The following is a 15,248-nucleotide window of genomic DNA, read 5'->3' on the forward strand; positions in this document are numbered from 1 at the left end:
TGTGGAGTCAAGTAAAAGAAAGTTTATAAAAGTATTACTTTAAACCACTAATTTTCACATAACCAATATGTAACTGATCATCTTCGATAACAGTTTCTGATTTTGTTATTTTCAAACCGTAAAGTAATTTTGTTGCTGCAGGAAGCATATCATCTACTCGATAACGATCATCTACATCAACACCATATTTTTCGTCAATATGTGATTCCGCACCTTTAAAACCGCAATGTTTAAAAAAGGCGGTGGTTTTCGATTTTCGTGTTGCCAATCCTAAGGTTTTGGAAACTGCAAGTATCTTGTAATGGTATTCTTCAAAGTCATTTTCTTTGTAACCACCCAGATTGAGAAAAAATAATTTTTCTGTGCTACTTTCATCTTTATGTTCGCGTGGCACAATTTCAATGTGGTGATTATTTACTTGAGTCACTTCGCGCCAAGCATCAATATGAATTTTGCCTTTAGATTCAGGCCAAAAAGCTTTCATTTGAGGAACTAAATCTTTGAGTGAAGTTCCTATTCCAAAAAAAATATCGTGCTGTTCCGTAAATCGTCCATCCGGCTTGCAGCCTAGCATGATCATATATAATTTGAGTTTTGTATCCATTTTTTTAAAGCGGTTTAATTGAAATAAAAAAGTTTGGCATAGTTCGTGAATACTCCTTTAAAACACTAACAATAAAAACTTATAAATCATGAAAAAAATTACCTTACTGTTGGTTTTCATCGGGATGATGACACTGCAAAGCTGCGAAGTTACAGAAATATATGATGAGACTGATGCGCCAAGAACAGAAGTATTTGAAGTAAACACTTCATTTAACAGATTAAATAATTACGAAAGACGAGTGGTTTTTGATCCACCAATATATTCTTCGGATACAGTTTTAGTTTATCACTTGTATGACGTAGTAAATGGTCAAGATGTTTGGAAATTAATGCCGCAAACCTATTATTTCTCTGGAGGAGATGAATTAGATTTTAACTTTGACTATACTAGGTCTTATGTTGATATTTACCTTACAGCTAATTTTGATTTGAATACTTTGTCACCAGATTGGACGCAAAATCAAACTTTTAAAATTGTAATTATTCCAGATGGGTTTGCAAAAACTATAGATAAAAATAATATGAGTACGGTACTATCTGCTCTAAAGGTGTCGCAAGCCGATGTTAAAAAGATCAATTTGTAATTCAAATTACAGTTGTAAGAAAAAAGGAAATCTCTCGATTTCCTTTTTTTGTTGTTACTCTGATTGTTTTGCTTTTTGTAGCGAAACTATTATCCCTACGCCTAAAGCTACTGCTATAAAAGCTAACGAAACCCATTCAGGTAATTTTATAAAATCATGTGCAATCATTTTAACACCCACAAAACTCAATATTGCAATTAAGCTGTATTCTAAGTAGCTAAATTTAGCTAGCATGTTGGCTAGGAAGAAATACATCGAACGTAATCCTAAAATAGCAAAGATATTTGAACTAAAAACTAAAAAAGGATCATTGGTAATAGCTAAAATAGCCGGTACGCTATCAATTGCAAAAACAACATCCATCACCTCTATAACAACCAGAGCTACAAAAAGTGGGGTTGCAGCAGTAATGTGTCTTCTTTTTACAAAAAAATGTTCCTGATCGATATGGTTCGAAATAGGTATTATTTTTTTAAGACTCTTGTAAACGAATGATTTCTTGGGTTGAAATTGCTCGTCCTCGCCGCTAAATAACATTTTCATTGCGGTGTAAATCAAGAATGCGCCAAATATGTAGGTCATCCATGAAAACTTATTGATCAGCATTACTCCAAAAAAGATCATTAAACCTCTAAAAATAATGGCTCCAAGTATGCCCCAAAACAATACACGGTGTTGGTATTTTTGTGGAATTTTGAAAGCTGCAAAAATAATAGCTATCACAAAAATGTTGTCAATACTTAACGAAAGTTCGATTAAATAGCCTGTGATAAATTTTATTGCAGCAGCACTAGGTTTGAGTGCATCTGGATTGGCAATGTAATTTGTAGTATAAAGCCAGTAAACAACACCAGAGAAAAGGAATGATAAGGTGACCCATATTCCAGTCCATTTCCCAGCTTCTTTTGAGCTAATGATATGTGGGTTTTTATTAAATACTCCCAAGTCTAATGCTAGAAAAACGAGTACTGCAGCTAAAAAAGAGATCCAAACAATCATAAGTTTTATTTTAAAATGTAGTACAAAGATAGTTCGAGAATCTTGAAAGAGGAAGTGTATTCAAGATAAAGTTGAATTCCTAAATTTTTAACGTTGTAAAAAAAATGCCTTCACTCGTGAAGGCATTTTAATTCAAAAAAATATAGTGTTCAAAATTATAAAGCAGAGTTTACTGTTTTGATAATTCTAGCTGCAATTTTGTATGGGTCACCGTTTGAAGCTGGTCTACGATCTTCAAGCCATCCTTTCCAACCTTTTTGAACAGTCATCAAAGGAATACGGATCGAACATCCTCTATCAGATACTCCATAAGAGAAATCGTTGATTGAAGCTGTTTCGTGTTTTCCAGTTAAACGTTGGTCGTTGTAAGCTCCATAAACCGCAATGTGCTCTGCAGTTACAGGTCTGAAAGCTTCACAAATTTTTTCGTAAGTTTCTTGAGACCCACATGTTCTTAAAACTTCGTTAGAGAAGTTGGCATGCATACCAGAACCATTCCAATCAGTATCTCCAAGTGGTTTTGGGTGGTATTCAATATAATAGCCGTATTTTTCAGTCAAACGATCTAGTAAGTAGCGCGCCACCCAAATTTCGTCACCTGCTTTTTTAGCTCCTTTTGCAAATAATTGAAATTCCCATTGTCCGCAAGCAACTTCTTGGTTGATTCCTTCAAAATTAATTCCTGCAGCAATACAAAGATCAGCATGCTCTTCAACTAATTTTCTTCCGTGCGTATTTTTTCCACCTACTGAACAATAGTACATTCCTTGTGGTGCTGGATATCCTCCAATTGGGAAACCAAGAGGTAAAAGTGTTTTGGTATCCATAATAAAGTACTCTTGCTCAAATCCGAACCAAAAATCACCATCATCATCAATAGTAGCTCTTCCGTTTGAAGGATGTGGAGTTCCATCTGCATTCATAACCTCTGTCATTACTAAATAACCATTGATACGAGTAGGATCTGGATAAATTGCTACTGGAACTAGTAAACAATCAGACGAACCACCTTCGGCTTGTCTAGTAGATGAACCATCAAAAGACCAATTTCCAAGTTCTTCTAAAGTTCCTTGAAAGTTTTCATGCTCTTCAACTTTTGTTTTACTTCTAAGATTTTGTGTTGGTTCATAACCGTCTAACCAAATGTACTCTAATTTTATTTTCGCCATGACAATTTAAATTACTTCGTGATTATTAATGGTACAAAAGTAAAATAATTTTTTTAACCATAAAATTTAGGGGGTTGTTTTTATTATTTAATGTGTTATTTTTTTAAAATGCTAATTTTTGATAGGGGTGAAGCTGTGTATTGGTAATTTTATAGGGGTTAAAAATAGAATTCTACAATTGCTGAATTTAATTTTTAAACGAAATTGCTTATATTTGACCTTTATCAAAATCAGGAATACTAATTTAAATAAGAACAACATGCCAACATTACGTTTTCAAGCTTTAAGAGAAGCAGCAACTAGAAAGCCTATTCACATTGAAGAGACGGATAGGAAATCAGTCATTTTTGGTTCGAATGTATTTAATGACAAAGCCATGAGACAATTTTTGACCTCAGATGCTTTAAAAGGAATACAAAATGCAGTGCAACATGGTACTAAAATTGATCGCAAACTTGCAGATTATATTGCCATGGGAATGAAAGAATGGGCGCTTTCAAAAGGTGTGACACATTACACGCATTGGTTTCAGCCTTTGACAGGAACAACTGCTGAAAAACATGATGCTTTTTTTGAAACTTCGTTTGATGGTAGTGATCCGGTAGAAAAATTTGGTGGTGCGCAATTGGTTCAACAAGAGCCTGACGCTTCTAGTTTTCCGAATGGCGGAATTCGAAATACTTTTGAAGCTCGAGGATATACCGCTTGGGATCCTACTTCTCCGGCGTTTATTTTTGGAACAACCTTATGTATTCCAACTGTTTTTATTTCTTATACGGGTGAAGCTCTAGATTATAAAACGCCATTACTACGTGCGCTTATGGTTATGGATGAAGCTGCTACTGAGGTTTGTAAATATTTTGATAAAAATGTAAAAAAAGTAACCGCTACTTTAGGCTGGGAACAAGAATATTTTCTGATTGACCGTGCATTAGCCAATTCGCGTCCTGATTTGATTATGACGGGTCGAACACTTTTAGGTCACACATCTGCCAAAGGACAGCAGCTAGACGATCATTATTTTGGATCGATTCCAACGCGAGCTCTTACTTATATGAGAGATTTGGAGCAAGAATGCATGTTACTCGGTATTCCCGTTAAAACCAGACATAACGAAGTAGCGCCTAATCAATTTGAATTGGCTCCTATTTTTGAAGAAACTAATCTTGCCGTAGACCACAACTGTTTGTTAATGGATGTGATGCAAAAAGTCGCTGAACGTCATGATTTAATGGTGTTGTTTCACGAAAAGCCATTCAAAGGAGTAAATGGTTCAGGTAAACATAACAATTGGTCTTTGGCTACTGACACAGGAGTTAATCTATTGAGTCCGAGCAAAACACCAATGAGCAACCTGCAATTTTTAACCTTTTTCATCAATACGATAAAAGCCGTTAATGATAACGAATCTTTGCTAAGAGCTGCTATTGCATCAGCAAGTAATGATCATAGGCTTGGCGCCAATGAAGCTCCACCAGCCATAATTTCTGTATTTATAGGCGAACAATTGACCAAAGTTTTGGCCGAGTTGGAAGGTGTTACCGCAGGTAAATTATCACCAGAGGAAAAAACAGAATTGAAACTCAATGTAGTTGGTAAAATTCCAGACGTACTTTTAGATAACACAGACAGAAACAGAACCTCTCCGTTTGCTTTTACGGGAAATAAATTTGAATTTAGAGCAGTAGGCTCGATGGCCAATTGTTCAAATGCAATGACTACCCTAAATGCTATCGTTGCCAAGCAGTTGCGCGACTTTAAAGTTGAGGTTGATGCGCTCATCGATTCAAAAGACATGAAAAAAGATGATGCGATTTTTAATGTGTTGCGCGAGTACATCAAGCAATCTAAAAAAGTTCTTTTTGAAGGCGATGGTTATAGCGAAGAGTGGGAAGTTGAGGCTAAAAAACGAGGGTTGAGTAATTTTAAAACTACGCCCGAAGCTTTAAAAGCTAGAATTTCTCAGCAATCTCTCGACTTGTTTTCAGAGTTAAACATCATGAACCATGTTGAAGTTGAAGCACGCTACGAAATCGAATTAGAAGAATACACTAAGAAAATTCAAATTGAAGGACGTGTTTTAGGCGATATTTCTAAAAACCATGTCATACCAACGGCAATTCGTTATCAAAATACATTAATAACTAATGTGAAAGGATTGAAAGATATTTTTGGAGCAGAATTTGAAACCATAGCTAAAGAGCAAATTATCTTGATCAAGGAAATTTCAGGGCATATTGAAGGAATCAATTCTAAAGTGGAGGAGATGACAAATGAGAGACGAGCAGCAAACACATTGACTGATGCCCAAGCAATGGCAGAAGCGTATTGTAACAATGTAAAGCCTTACTTTGAAATCATAAGGAATCATTGTGATAAATTAGAATTATTGGTCGATAATGAAATTTGGACACTGACCAAATACCGTGAACTGCTATTTACAAAATAATTTTAGAATACTTTTTTACGAGAAAGCTCCTTTTACTAGAGGAGCTTTTTTTAGATTCATGATTTGTGGTGATGTGCCGTTTTTAAAGGCTTATCCGGCATAAAACGATCATTTTATATTAAGAAATGTTTAAGTATATATTATCAAATAATTACTTGTATTTATGATAAATTGGTAATATAAAAGTTAACATTTAATGCTTTTTATAATTTAGTACAAAATAGTGTGTTATTTTATTTTATCAAAGTGTAGTTCATCGATGTAGGTTTACTTTTCATCGAATAATAGATTACTAAATTGAAAAACAGGTATTTATACGTGCTTTTTTTGATTCGTCTTTTCTACCTTTGAAATGTTGAAAACAAAAAAAGATTTAATTTTTTTTGTTGTGAAATATGAAGAAGGATTCCCCAAATCACTTTTTTAAACCTACATAATAACTTGTATTAACAACCAATTAAATATATTTATTATGAAAAAAGTAGTTTTAAGCATCTCCGCGATGCTTGTGTCCGCGATTGGATTTGCTCAAGCCAATTCAAGTACTGTTAGTTCTGTTGGAACAGGCAACAATGCAGCTGTAAACCAAAGTGGGAATCAAAATGATTCCAAAGTTAATCAGTTAGGTTCTAATTTCATTGATGGAGGGCATAATAACAATGCTCAAGTAATGCAAAATGGAAAGAAAAACAAATCTGATGTTAAACAAGCAGGGGATCGAAATTTAGGATCAGTTTTTCAATTGGGAGACAAGAACAAAGCAAAAATCGATCAAGGAGTTGGAAATGCAGAAGACAATGTGGCAACTACGTCTCAAGTAGGAGACATGAATGTTTCTAGTCAAACACAAAGATTTGACAACAATACTGCTACTGTAACACAATTGGGTAATGGAAATAAAGCGACACAAGATCAAAATTCAGGTCCAAATCAATCTCCAGGAAATACTGCAACTGCTACCCAAACTGGCGATGATAATACTTCATGGCAAAAACAAGATGGAAGTAGTAACAACGCTACTGTAAATCAAATGGGAACGAATCATGATGCAGTTCAAGATCAGATGGGTTTAAATAATGTTGCTTTGTCAAATCAAAGTGGTGATAATAACACATCAAATCAATTACAAGTAGGTACTGGTAATGATGCTTATGTTTCTCAATCAAATCTTAATAATTTTGCAGCTCAAACACAAGTTGGAGATAGTAATAAAGCTATAATTTGGCAAGATGAACCAGGATCACTAGGAAGTGATCAAGCATATCAAGCACAACAAGGGAATGGAAATTATGCTGCCATAGATCAAGGTACTACTGGAAACGATTTGCCTGCTGCAGCTGATTTTGGAACAATTAACATTTCTGCTGTAGGTGGTGTTACAGTTCCTGCAGCGCCACACGGATCAAATTTAGCTGCTCAATTGCAATTAGGAAATGATAACAAAGCCTATGCAAGTCAAGGTGGTCAATTAAATGAATCTTATAGCTGGCAAGAAGGTAATGCCAACGATACCAAAAGTTTTCAATATGGTAAAAGTAATTTATCTTTAACAGGACAATTTGGTGATGGTAATTTCTCAAGAACGTTACAAATTGGAACTGGAAATATTTCTGGAACTGGTCAAAGCGGGACAGGACATATTAGCGCTACTTTTCAAAATGGAACTTCAAATACTGCTTTAGTATTGCAGTCTAACTAAAAATAATCTTAACTGGATGGATTGTTTAGTGCAATTCATCCAGTTTTTTTAAATTTTCTCAAAATGAAAAAATTTATTGTACTTACCGGATTATTTTTTCTTTTTCAGTTTAATAGTTATGCTCAATCACAGTTTGCATTAGCTGAGAATTATACCAGAGCTGAAACAAAATTAATATTGTCAAATCAATATGAAAAACAGAATGGCAGTATTGGTAATAATAATGGAGTGTATATACAGCAAATTGGGAATTTTAATTCAGTAAACACCAATATAAAAGCAAATCTAACTGAAGTTAACCTTAATCAATTTGGTGATGGTAATAGTATTGCCGTCTCAAAAGAAGCTATTTCGGTACAACAAAGAATAGTACAAGAAGGTTATAATAACAACATTTTTGATTTGGGTGGTTATTCTAATAATGCTGTTTCCATGGATTTTATTCAAAAAGGGAACAATCAAAGTATTCATTCTTTTGGAACAAATTCAATTTCAAAAGACATGAAAATATCGCAAAGTGGTAATGGTTCAACAGTTATAGTAGTCAATTTAAAATAGTGCGATGTTTAAACTTAACTTTTTTTTATTCTTTTTTATTTTTCTAAACGCAAGCTACAGTCAAGTAGTGCAAGATGAGATTAAAGCTAAAATTGAAATTAAATATGTTGAAGGAAATACTATTCTGACTGGAACTGCTGAAAATAATTCGGATGTTTTAAAAAGCGCGAGCTATAAGCTAACTGTTATAAAAAAAAATAATATTAGTAATAATCAAACAAATAATGCTCAGGAAGGTATGGTTACTTTGAATCGAGGTGAGTTCAAAAAACTATCTTCTACTCAAATAAACATCGAGAGTGGTGATGAAATAATTGTTATGTTGGTTTTTTTTGATGAAAAAAAACAAATTATTAGCAAGGATAGAGTAGTACTTGGTGAGCAAAAAAAAAAAGATGAAATAAAAATACCTATTGATGGTTTTGAGTTGCGTGGGGTTGTACTCAACGAAACTAAGACACGAATTGGACAAGATTTTTATGATCGATATTATTACAAGTATAATGAAATTGGAGTAAATGCTAAGAAAATTGTAGTTATAAGTGAAGAATTCACTTTTGCAAGAAATACAAAAATTTTGATAAGTATAGACAATTCAGTAGTGTATGAGTTTCTAGCTCGTCCAGATGATGAATATTTAGAATCGGTTGCACAAGAATCGGTTGAGGGAACTTATCATTTTTTTAAAGAACTAGAAAAACAAAGCAAATATTTCATTCAATATTAATTTTATAACCATGAAACCAATTTTTCTACTTTTTATTGGCTTATTCAGCACTTCTTTTTATGCACAAAGTTTGGTCTATAAACCGAGAAACCCCGCATTTGGCGGTGATACCTTTAACTATCAGTGGTTAATGAGCTCTGCTGAAAATCAAAATAAATTTAAAGATAAATCTCAAGAAAGAGTTGAAAAAACGGAACTTGAGAGGTTTACCGAGAGTTTAAATTCTCAATTGTTAAATCAAATTACAAGATCTCTTTTTACTCAACAATTTGGTACTTCGGGTCTTACCGAAGGTTCTTACACCTTCGGAAGTTTATCTGTAGATATTTATCCTTCAGAAGGTGGACTTAATGTAACTATTTTGGATACTAATACAGGGGAGCAAACTACTGTTTTAATACCAAAAAAATAGAATGAAAAGTAAAAAATATTTAGTAATGACTTTTGTCATTATGCTAACGAGTTGTGGGGCTTATTTTAATCAACCCACTGGAGTGCAAAAAGCCGTAATAGGAGAGAGCACGCCAGCCACTTCATTATTGAAAAATCTACCCAAACCTCAAGAACCAGTGGTTGTTGGCATATACAAATTTAGAGATCAAACCGGACAATACAAAGAAGCAGAAACTGGAACTACATTTAGTACCGCAGTTACTCAAGGTGCAACCTCAATATTGATTAAGGCATTAGAGGATTCGAAATGGTTTGTTCCAATTGAAAGAGAAAATATTGGAAATTTATTGCAAGAGCGAAATCTTATTCGTTCAACACGTCAGGAATATTCTAAAAGTACTAATCCAAATGAAGTTCAAATTACACCTTTGTTATATGCAGGTGTATTATTAGAAGGCGGAATAATTTCGTATGATTCTAATATTTTAACAGGAGGTTTTGGGGCACGTTACTTTGGCGCTGGAGGTTCTGTTAAGTACAGACAAGACCGAGTGAGTATCTATTTAAGGATGATCTCTACAGCTAATGGTAAAATCTTAAAGTCGGTTTACGTTTCAAAGACCATTCTTTCACAAGCAATTGATCAAAGCTTGTTTCGTTATGTTAATTTTAAAAGATTATTAGAGGTTGAAACAGGTTTTACTACTAATGAGCCAGTACATATGGCTGTTACAGAAGCTATTGAAAAAGCTGTTCAATCATTAGTTTTAGAAGGTTTAAAAGAGGGAATTTGGAAATCATCGGAATCCAAAGAAATAGTGGATAATTATATTGCAAATTATTCTGATGAGAAAGAGGAAGCAGAAGTAACTTTTTTGCATGGAAGAGATAAAACCGAAAAAAGAGGACGTTTTGGTCTTGAAGCCGCTGCAGGAGTAACTTTGATGGATGGAGATTATTATAATCCCACATTTCGACCAATGGGTAGAGCAGGATTCAAATATTTTTTCACACCAAGCTTTAATTTAAGTACATCGGTGTCAATTTTCAAATTGGCCAACAAAGGTTTACTTGATGTAGGCTATGGTACTTTTGATTGTAATGCAGAGCTAATTCTTTTACCTAAAGATAAAATTACTCCTTTTTTATATGGTGGTTTTGGTGTTGGAGCCAATAAGGTTTTTGAAAATGTGCATGCAAAGGTACAATATGGAGCAGGACTAGAATATCTGGTTAGTAACACGGTTGGTATTAAGGTTTTTGCAGAACAAAACGTCAATTTTAGTGATACAATTGATTACTTGGAAAGAGGAGTTCGTGATGATTACTATTTCCGTTTCGGCTTAGGACTCAATTATTATTTTCCAAACAAAAAAGTAAACCCAAAATCTGGTGGGATTTCAAACATAAAAAAATGATGAAAAAAGGATATATCTTCAGTTCTGCAAATGGAAAGACTGAAAAGTTGATTTTTAAAATAGTCTTCGCGGCTTTTCTTTTATTGTTTGTTTCTTGTGCCGAAGAAAAATTTGCAGGCGAAGAGTTCGGTACAATTGAAGGTAAGGTGGTAAGTGCTGTTGATTTCAAGCCACTTGCTAATGTAAAGGTGTTTTCTAATCCTAGTAGTAGTATCGTGTTTACAGATGATCAAGGTAAGTTTGTGATAAATGATGTAAAAGTTGGCGATTATTCTTTTGAGGCACAAAAAGACGGGTATATTGCTAAATTTGAGGGAGCCACTGTCAATGCGAATAAAGCAACAAATTTAGTTTTTGAACTGAAATTATCAACGTCAAATAATAAACCACCCACAACCCCAAGTTTGGTTTCGCCTGCAGACAATGCTACAAATCAAGCTATAGAATTGAATTTATCTTGGACTGCTACAGATGTTGAAAAAGACAGTTTAAAGTTTGAAATTACTTTAAGGAAAGAAAACGGTACAGAGGTAGTTACTTATCAAAATGGGAGTAAAAATAGTTTGTTTCTGAAAAACCTTTCCTACAGTACTAAATATTACTGGCAAGTTTCGGTGAGCGATGGAATTAATCCAGCAGTTTTAAGTCCAATCAGAGCCTTTACAACTACTGCTTTTCCAAATGCACGCTTCTCATTTGTCAAAAAAGAAAACAATAATTATGTGATTTACTCTGGTGATGATGCTGGTAATCTGGTACAATTAACAAGTCCAGCAGTAAATAGTTGGCGTCCCCGAAAAAATAATCAAAGTAAGAAAATTGCATTTATTAGATCCAATGGTGGGCAAAATCATATTTACACGATGGATTTTGACGGGTCAAATGTTTTAAAAGTGACTAATTCTGTGCCTATTTCGGGATTCAATTCTGATTTCCTCACTTTCTCCTGGAATACTTCGGGCAGCCAAATCATCTATCCTTACTTTGATAAATTGTATCGCATTAATGCTGACGGAAGCGGTTTGATAAGATTGTATCAAACTCCAAATGGAAAATTTATCTCCGAATGTGATTGGAGTAATGACGGTTCCAAAATTGCTCTAAAAGTAAATGATGCTGGGGGTTATAATGCTGAGGTATATGTTATAAATAATTCTGGAGCTGTTCTAAATCAAGTTGTGTCTGGTTTTGATGGAGCGATTGGAAGTTTGAATTTTTCTATAAATGGGCAACGTTTGCTATTTACACGTGACGTCTCCGGATTTGAAGATGCTACCTACAGACAATTAGATAGCAGGGTTTTTCAAGCGGTGCTAAGTTCAGGTGCAGTTACAGAAATGAGTACTGAAAAACCTTCTGGTACTATAGATATTGATGTAAGATACTCACCAAACGAAGCTGAATATATTATGATGAACACCTCAAATGATGGCCTATCGATAAAAAATATTGTCAAGTTTACCCCAGCGCTAAATAATACGGGTGCTTCACGAACTATATTATTCGGTAATGCAAGTATGCCCGATTGGGAATAGAAATATAAATACTAAACTTCAAAAAAAGCATCCTTTTTATAAGAAATGGATGCTTTTTTCGTTCTAGTAGCCAAGGAATGCTTCTGGTTTTTTTAAAATGGTTCGATTTAGTTCAGATACAATCCAAAAGTTTACTATTTTATACTAATGGAAATTAAAAAAGATGATTAAATATTTATTCTTTGTTTGCCTACTATGGAGTGGAACAATTTTTTCGCAACAGCAAGTTGCTTTTTATTTTGATGTTGATCAAGATTATCTCAACCATACCTCTGATGTAAAATTTACACGCTGGTTACAAGATAATCAGCAAATTAAAATTTCCCGAATTGAGGCCTACTGTGATAGTACAGCTAGTTTTTTATATAATAAACGGCTTGCATACAAAAGAGCAGACCACATTATAAAACGGTTTGAAGCAAATGCAATTCTTGTTGATTCTACCTCAATTATTGTTGCATTTGGTGAAGATTTTGAAGGGGCGTCACATCATGGAATTCATCGCAAAGTAATTATTTTTTATCAAGAAACAGTTCGGAAGTCTGATTTGATAATTCCGTCCTTGGTACAAAATAAAAATCCGGTAAATCCCATAGAAGCGCAAGTAACAGTGACTTCGAAAAACTTAACTACACAACTTCAAGAAGCGAAGGCGGGTGAATTTATAATTTTACAAAATGTAAATTTTAAATTCAACTCTGAGATGATGATTGATCCGGCAACTGAAATTTTAAAAGAATTACTGCGCTTTATGCAACTAGAACCTAATTTAAGGATTGAAATTCAAGGGCATATCTGTTGCAACAGCGATCCAAACGATATTAAATTATCCACAAGACGTGCCAAAGCGGTTCGGGATTATCTTATTTCGAACGGAATTTCGCAGCAAAGACTCTCGTACAAAGGATTTGGTAGCAATAAACCGCTATTTACACTTCCTGAAAAAAATGAAAAAGAACGCGCTGCCAATCGCAGAGTAGAGATTCTCATTGTCCAAAAATAGTGCAACAAATCCTAAAATGGACTTCTTTATTCCTAAATCAAATTAGTATCTTTGCCCAACAACTAGCTGCCTCAAAGCAGACTTCACAACTAAATTACATGAGTTCAGATACTTCAAAAAGGTATGCACTTCGCGGTGTTTCGGCATCAAAAGAAGATGTGCACAATGCAATCAAAAACATTGACAAGGGTTTGTTTCCGCAGGCTTTTTGCAAAATTGTACCCGATTATTTAACTAACGATCCAGATCATTGCTTGATCATGCACGCTGATGGCGCAGGTACAAAATCGTCTTTGGCTTATTTGTATTGGAAAGAAACGGGCGATATCTCGGTTTGGAAAGGCATTGCACAAGATGCTTTAATCATGAATATTGACGACCTACTTTGCGTAGGTGCAACCGATAATATTTTGCTTTCATCGACTATTGGTCGCAACAAAAATTTAATTCCTGCTGAAGTTATTTCAGCCATTATCAACGGTACCGAAGAACTTATTCAAGAGCTCAAAACTTTTGGCGTAACCATTCATTCTACTGGCGGAGAAACTGCCGATGTAGGTGATATTGTGCGTACCATTATTGTCGATTCAACCGTAACAGCCCGCATGAAACGCAAAGATGTTATTGACAATGCCAACATTCAAGCGGGAGATGTAATTGTAGGTATGGCTTCATTTGGTCAAGCTACTTACGAAAAAAGTTATAATGGCGGTATGGGGAGCAACGGACTCACCTCTGCTCGTCACGATGTTTTTGCTAAATATTTAGCAGATAAATATCCAGAAAGTTATGATGCCGCGGTGCCTCATGAACTTATTTATAGTGGTCAGGTGCAACTTACAGATGCTGTAACTGATTCACCTATCGATGCCGGGCAGTTGGTATTATCGCCAACTAGGACTTATGCGCCAATTATCAAGAAAATTTTGGACCAATATTCATCCAATGAAATTCACGGAATGGTGCATTGCAGCGGTGGTGCACAAACTAAAATTTTACATTTTGTAGAAAACCTACACATCATCAAGGATAATTTGTTTCCGGTGCCACCTTTATTTCAATTGATTCAGGAGCAGTCTAAAACCGATTGGAAAGAGATGTATCAAGTGTTCAATTGCGGTCACCGTATGGAATTATATGTGCCCGAAGCTGTTGCTCAGGACATTATTGCCATTGCTCAATCTTTTAATGTTGAGGCGCAAATTGTTGGTAGAGTGGAGGGAGCAACTACCAAAAAACTCACTATTACGAGTGAATACGGCACTTTCGAATATTAATAAAAAAGTCAAGAGGCATGTTGAAAACTGCTTTTTGCCATAAAAAATAAATTGTTACCCATGTACGAACTAGTTTTTTGGAAATACGAGGACGAAGTCTACCTTAATCATCAGCTTGTTTACGAGGCGCTGTTGGAGGAACAAACCGTTGAAGGTTTAGAGGAATTGCCAGTGCAAGTGATTTTAAACCGCTTGGCGACTGTTTTTTCTAGTTGGGAAAAAGTAGACGAAAATAGTTGGAAAAACACCAAAGGTAAAGGTGCTTTTCAAGTAAAAACCACACCGCAAAGCATCCAAATTGACTGTTACGGCACCGAGGGTAAAACCATGAATTTACTGGCTGATACACTCGAAGAATTCAAATGCCCGTTGTACGATCCGCAAGTGCCACAGCGCTACGACGAAATGAGCGACTAGTTGTTTTAGGAGCTATTTCCAGCCCTTTCTTACAATCCGCTTTCAAAAAAAATATTTTTCTACATCCTGCAAGGAGCTTCCGTTGGTCGCTCTTTCAGGACTAGAAAAATTTATTTTTTTGTAAAACCGGGATTTTCAGTTCGGTCTGGGCTACTAGCGTTTGTTGCTGTAATGACGTTTGAGTTGTTGAATTTGAGTTAATCCTAATCAGTTCAATTACTAAATAAAAAAAACAGAAGCAATCTTTTAAAATAAGATTGCTTCTGTTTTTTTGTGCTGAAAATTAACTGCCTAGTTTAGCCGCGATGGAAGCGGCATCCTTGCTGGCAAATCCCGAAACTTCGGGATGGACAGTAAGATATAGCGTACAGCGGGAGTAATTGTGTGCTAGGCAATACGCTTGTGCTACTAAAA

14 protein-coding genes are annotated in these 15,248 nt (G+C 34.9%); 11 read left to right on the forward strand and 3 right to left on the reverse strand.

Going from position 1 to position 15,248, the window contains the following annotated elements; genetic code table 11:
* Nucleotides 1-34: 34 nt before the first annotated feature.
* Nucleotides 35-604 carry a DUF1543 domain-containing protein gene (locus tag L1S34_RS09855; protein ID WP_236363883.1) on the reverse strand — a complete coding sequence of 190 codons (570 nt, stop codon included), beginning with the start codon at nucleotides 602-604 and terminating at the stop codon, nucleotides 35-37.
* An 88-nt stretch (nucleotides 605-692) separates the two neighbouring features.
* Here L1S34_RS09855 and L1S34_RS09860 point away from each other — a divergent pair, with 88 nt between their 5' ends.
* A complete protein-coding gene (locus L1S34_RS09860) occupies nucleotides 693-1,190 on the forward strand; it encodes a hypothetical protein (RefSeq protein ID WP_236363884.1) in 498 nt (165 codons plus the stop codon).
* A 54-nt stretch (nucleotides 1,191-1,244) separates the two neighbouring features.
* On the opposite strand, the gene L1S34_RS09865 is transcribed toward L1S34_RS09860, so the two are convergent.
* Both L1S34_RS09865 and L1S34_RS09870 read right to left on the reverse strand, forming a co-directional pair.
* Nucleotides 1,245-2,189 carry a TerC family protein gene (locus L1S34_RS09865; protein WP_166136856.1) on the reverse strand — a complete coding sequence of 315 codons (945 nt, stop codon included), beginning with the start codon at nucleotides 2,187-2,189 and terminating at the stop codon, nucleotides 1,245-1,247.
* 155 nt (nucleotides 2,190-2,344) lie between these two features.
* Complete coding sequence (locus L1S34_RS09870; RefSeq protein ID WP_166136859.1) at nucleotides 2,345-3,358, reverse strand: glutamine synthetase beta-grasp domain-containing protein; 1,014 nt, start codon at nucleotides 3,356-3,358, stop codon at nucleotides 2,345-2,347.
* A gap of 259 nt (nucleotides 3,359-3,617) precedes the next feature.
* On the opposite strand from L1S34_RS09870, the gene L1S34_RS09875 reads away from it, so the two are divergent.
* The 10 genes from L1S34_RS09875 (at nucleotide 3,618) to L1S34_RS09920 (ending at nucleotide 14,834) form a co-directional block, all read left to right on the forward strand.
* Nucleotides 3,618-5,807 carry a glutamine synthetase III family protein gene (locus L1S34_RS09875; protein ID WP_236363885.1) on the forward strand — a complete coding sequence of 730 codons (2,190 nt, stop codon included), beginning with the start codon at nucleotides 3,618-3,620 and terminating at the stop codon, nucleotides 5,805-5,807.
* Between the two features lie 472 nt (nucleotides 5,808-6,279).
* Complete coding sequence (locus tag L1S34_RS09880) at nucleotides 6,280-7,506, forward strand: hypothetical protein (protein WP_236363886.1); 1,227 nt, start codon at nucleotides 6,280-6,282, stop codon at nucleotides 7,504-7,506.
* Between the two features lie 63 nt (nucleotides 7,507-7,569).
* Nucleotides 7,570-8,064 (forward strand): hypothetical protein, encoded by a 495-nt coding sequence (locus L1S34_RS09885; protein WP_236363887.1) that lies wholly within the window; start codon nucleotides 7,570-7,572, stop codon nucleotides 8,062-8,064.
* 4 nt (nucleotides 8,065-8,068) lie between these two features.
* Nucleotides 8,069-8,791 (forward strand): curli production assembly/transport protein CsgE, encoded by a 723-nt coding sequence (locus tag L1S34_RS09890; protein WP_236363888.1) that lies wholly within the window; start codon nucleotides 8,069-8,071, stop codon nucleotides 8,789-8,791.
* 10 nt (nucleotides 8,792-8,801) lie between these two features.
* Entirely contained in the window at nucleotides 8,802-9,203 is a 402-nt protein-coding gene (locus L1S34_RS09895) for a curli production assembly/transport component CsgF (protein WP_166136871.1), read from the forward strand.
* A 1-nt stretch (nucleotide 9,204) separates the two neighbouring features.
* Complete coding sequence (locus tag L1S34_RS09900) at nucleotides 9,205-10,602, forward strand: CsgG/HfaB family protein (protein WP_236363889.1); 1,398 nt, start codon at nucleotides 9,205-9,207, stop codon at nucleotides 10,600-10,602.
* Entirely contained in the window at nucleotides 10,599-12,137 is a 1,539-nt protein-coding gene (locus L1S34_RS09905) for a carboxypeptidase regulatory-like domain-containing protein (RefSeq protein ID WP_236363890.1), read from the forward strand. Before L1S34_RS09900 ends, L1S34_RS09905 begins: the two co-directional genes overlap by 4 nt.
* Nucleotides 12,138-12,300: 163 nt before the next feature.
* Nucleotides 12,301-13,140 carry an OmpA family protein gene (locus tag L1S34_RS09910; protein ID WP_236363891.1) on the forward strand — a complete coding sequence of 280 codons (840 nt, stop codon included), beginning with the start codon at nucleotides 12,301-12,303 and terminating at the stop codon, nucleotides 13,138-13,140.
* 98 nt (nucleotides 13,141-13,238) lie between these two features.
* The gene (locus L1S34_RS09915) at nucleotides 13,239-14,417 is read left to right on the forward strand and encodes an AIR synthase related protein (RefSeq protein ID WP_236363892.1); all 1,179 of its coding nucleotides are present in this window, start codon (nucleotides 13,239-13,241) and stop codon (nucleotides 14,415-14,417) included.
* 60 nt (nucleotides 14,418-14,477) lie between these two features.
* Entirely contained in the window at nucleotides 14,478-14,834 is a 357-nt protein-coding gene (locus L1S34_RS09920; protein WP_166136917.1) for a hypothetical protein, read from the forward strand.
* Nucleotides 14,835-15,248: the final 414 nt, after the last annotated feature.

It is taken from the genome of Flavobacterium sp. K77 (assembly GCF_021608205.1).
GTDB lineage: Bacteria > Bacteroidota > Bacteroidia > Flavobacteriales > Flavobacteriaceae > Flavobacterium > Flavobacterium turcicum.

Excerpts from the sequence above, each read along its gene's own strand:
- L1S34_RS09855 (WP_236363883.1), bottom strand. The coding sequence starts at position 604 with ATGGATACAAAACTCAAATTATATATGATCATGCTAGGCTGCAAGCCG.
- L1S34_RS09860 (WP_236363884.1), top strand. The coding sequence starts at position 693 with ATGAAAAAAATTACCTTACTGTTGGTTTTCATCGGGATGATGACACTG.
- L1S34_RS09865 (WP_166136856.1), bottom strand. The coding sequence starts at position 2,189 with ATGATTGTTTGGATCTCTTTTTTAGCTGCAGTACTCGTTTTTCTAGCA.
- L1S34_RS09870 (WP_166136859.1), bottom strand. The coding sequence starts at position 3,358 with ATGGCGAAAATAAAATTAGAGTACATTTGGTTAGACGGTTATGAACCA.
- L1S34_RS09875 (WP_236363885.1), top strand. The coding sequence starts at position 3,618 with ATGCCAACATTACGTTTTCAAGCTTTAAGAGAAGCAGCAACTAGAAAG.
- L1S34_RS09880 (WP_236363886.1), top strand. The coding sequence starts at position 6,280 with ATGAAAAAAGTAGTTTTAAGCATCTCCGCGATGCTTGTGTCCGCGATT.
- L1S34_RS09885 (WP_236363887.1), top strand. The coding sequence starts at position 7,570 with ATGAAAAAATTTATTGTACTTACCGGATTATTTTTTCTTTTTCAGTTT.
- L1S34_RS09890 (WP_236363888.1), top strand. The coding sequence starts at position 8,069 with ATGTTTAAACTTAACTTTTTTTTATTCTTTTTTATTTTTCTAAACGCA.
- L1S34_RS09895 (WP_166136871.1), top strand. The coding sequence starts at position 8,802 with ATGAAACCAATTTTTCTACTTTTTATTGGCTTATTCAGCACTTCTTTT.
- L1S34_RS09900 (WP_236363889.1), top strand. The coding sequence starts at position 9,205 with ATGAAAAGTAAAAAATATTTAGTAATGACTTTTGTCATTATGCTAACG.
- L1S34_RS09905 (WP_236363890.1), top strand. The coding sequence starts at position 10,599 with ATGATGAAAAAAGGATATATCTTCAGTTCTGCAAATGGAAAGACTGAA.
- L1S34_RS09910 (WP_236363891.1), top strand. The coding sequence starts at position 12,301 with ATGATTAAATATTTATTCTTTGTTTGCCTACTATGGAGTGGAACAATT.
- L1S34_RS09915 (WP_236363892.1), top strand. The coding sequence starts at position 13,239 with ATGAGTTCAGATACTTCAAAAAGGTATGCACTTCGCGGTGTTTCGGCA.
- L1S34_RS09920 (WP_166136917.1), top strand. The coding sequence starts at position 14,478 with ATGTACGAACTAGTTTTTTGGAAATACGAGGACGAAGTCTACCTTAAT.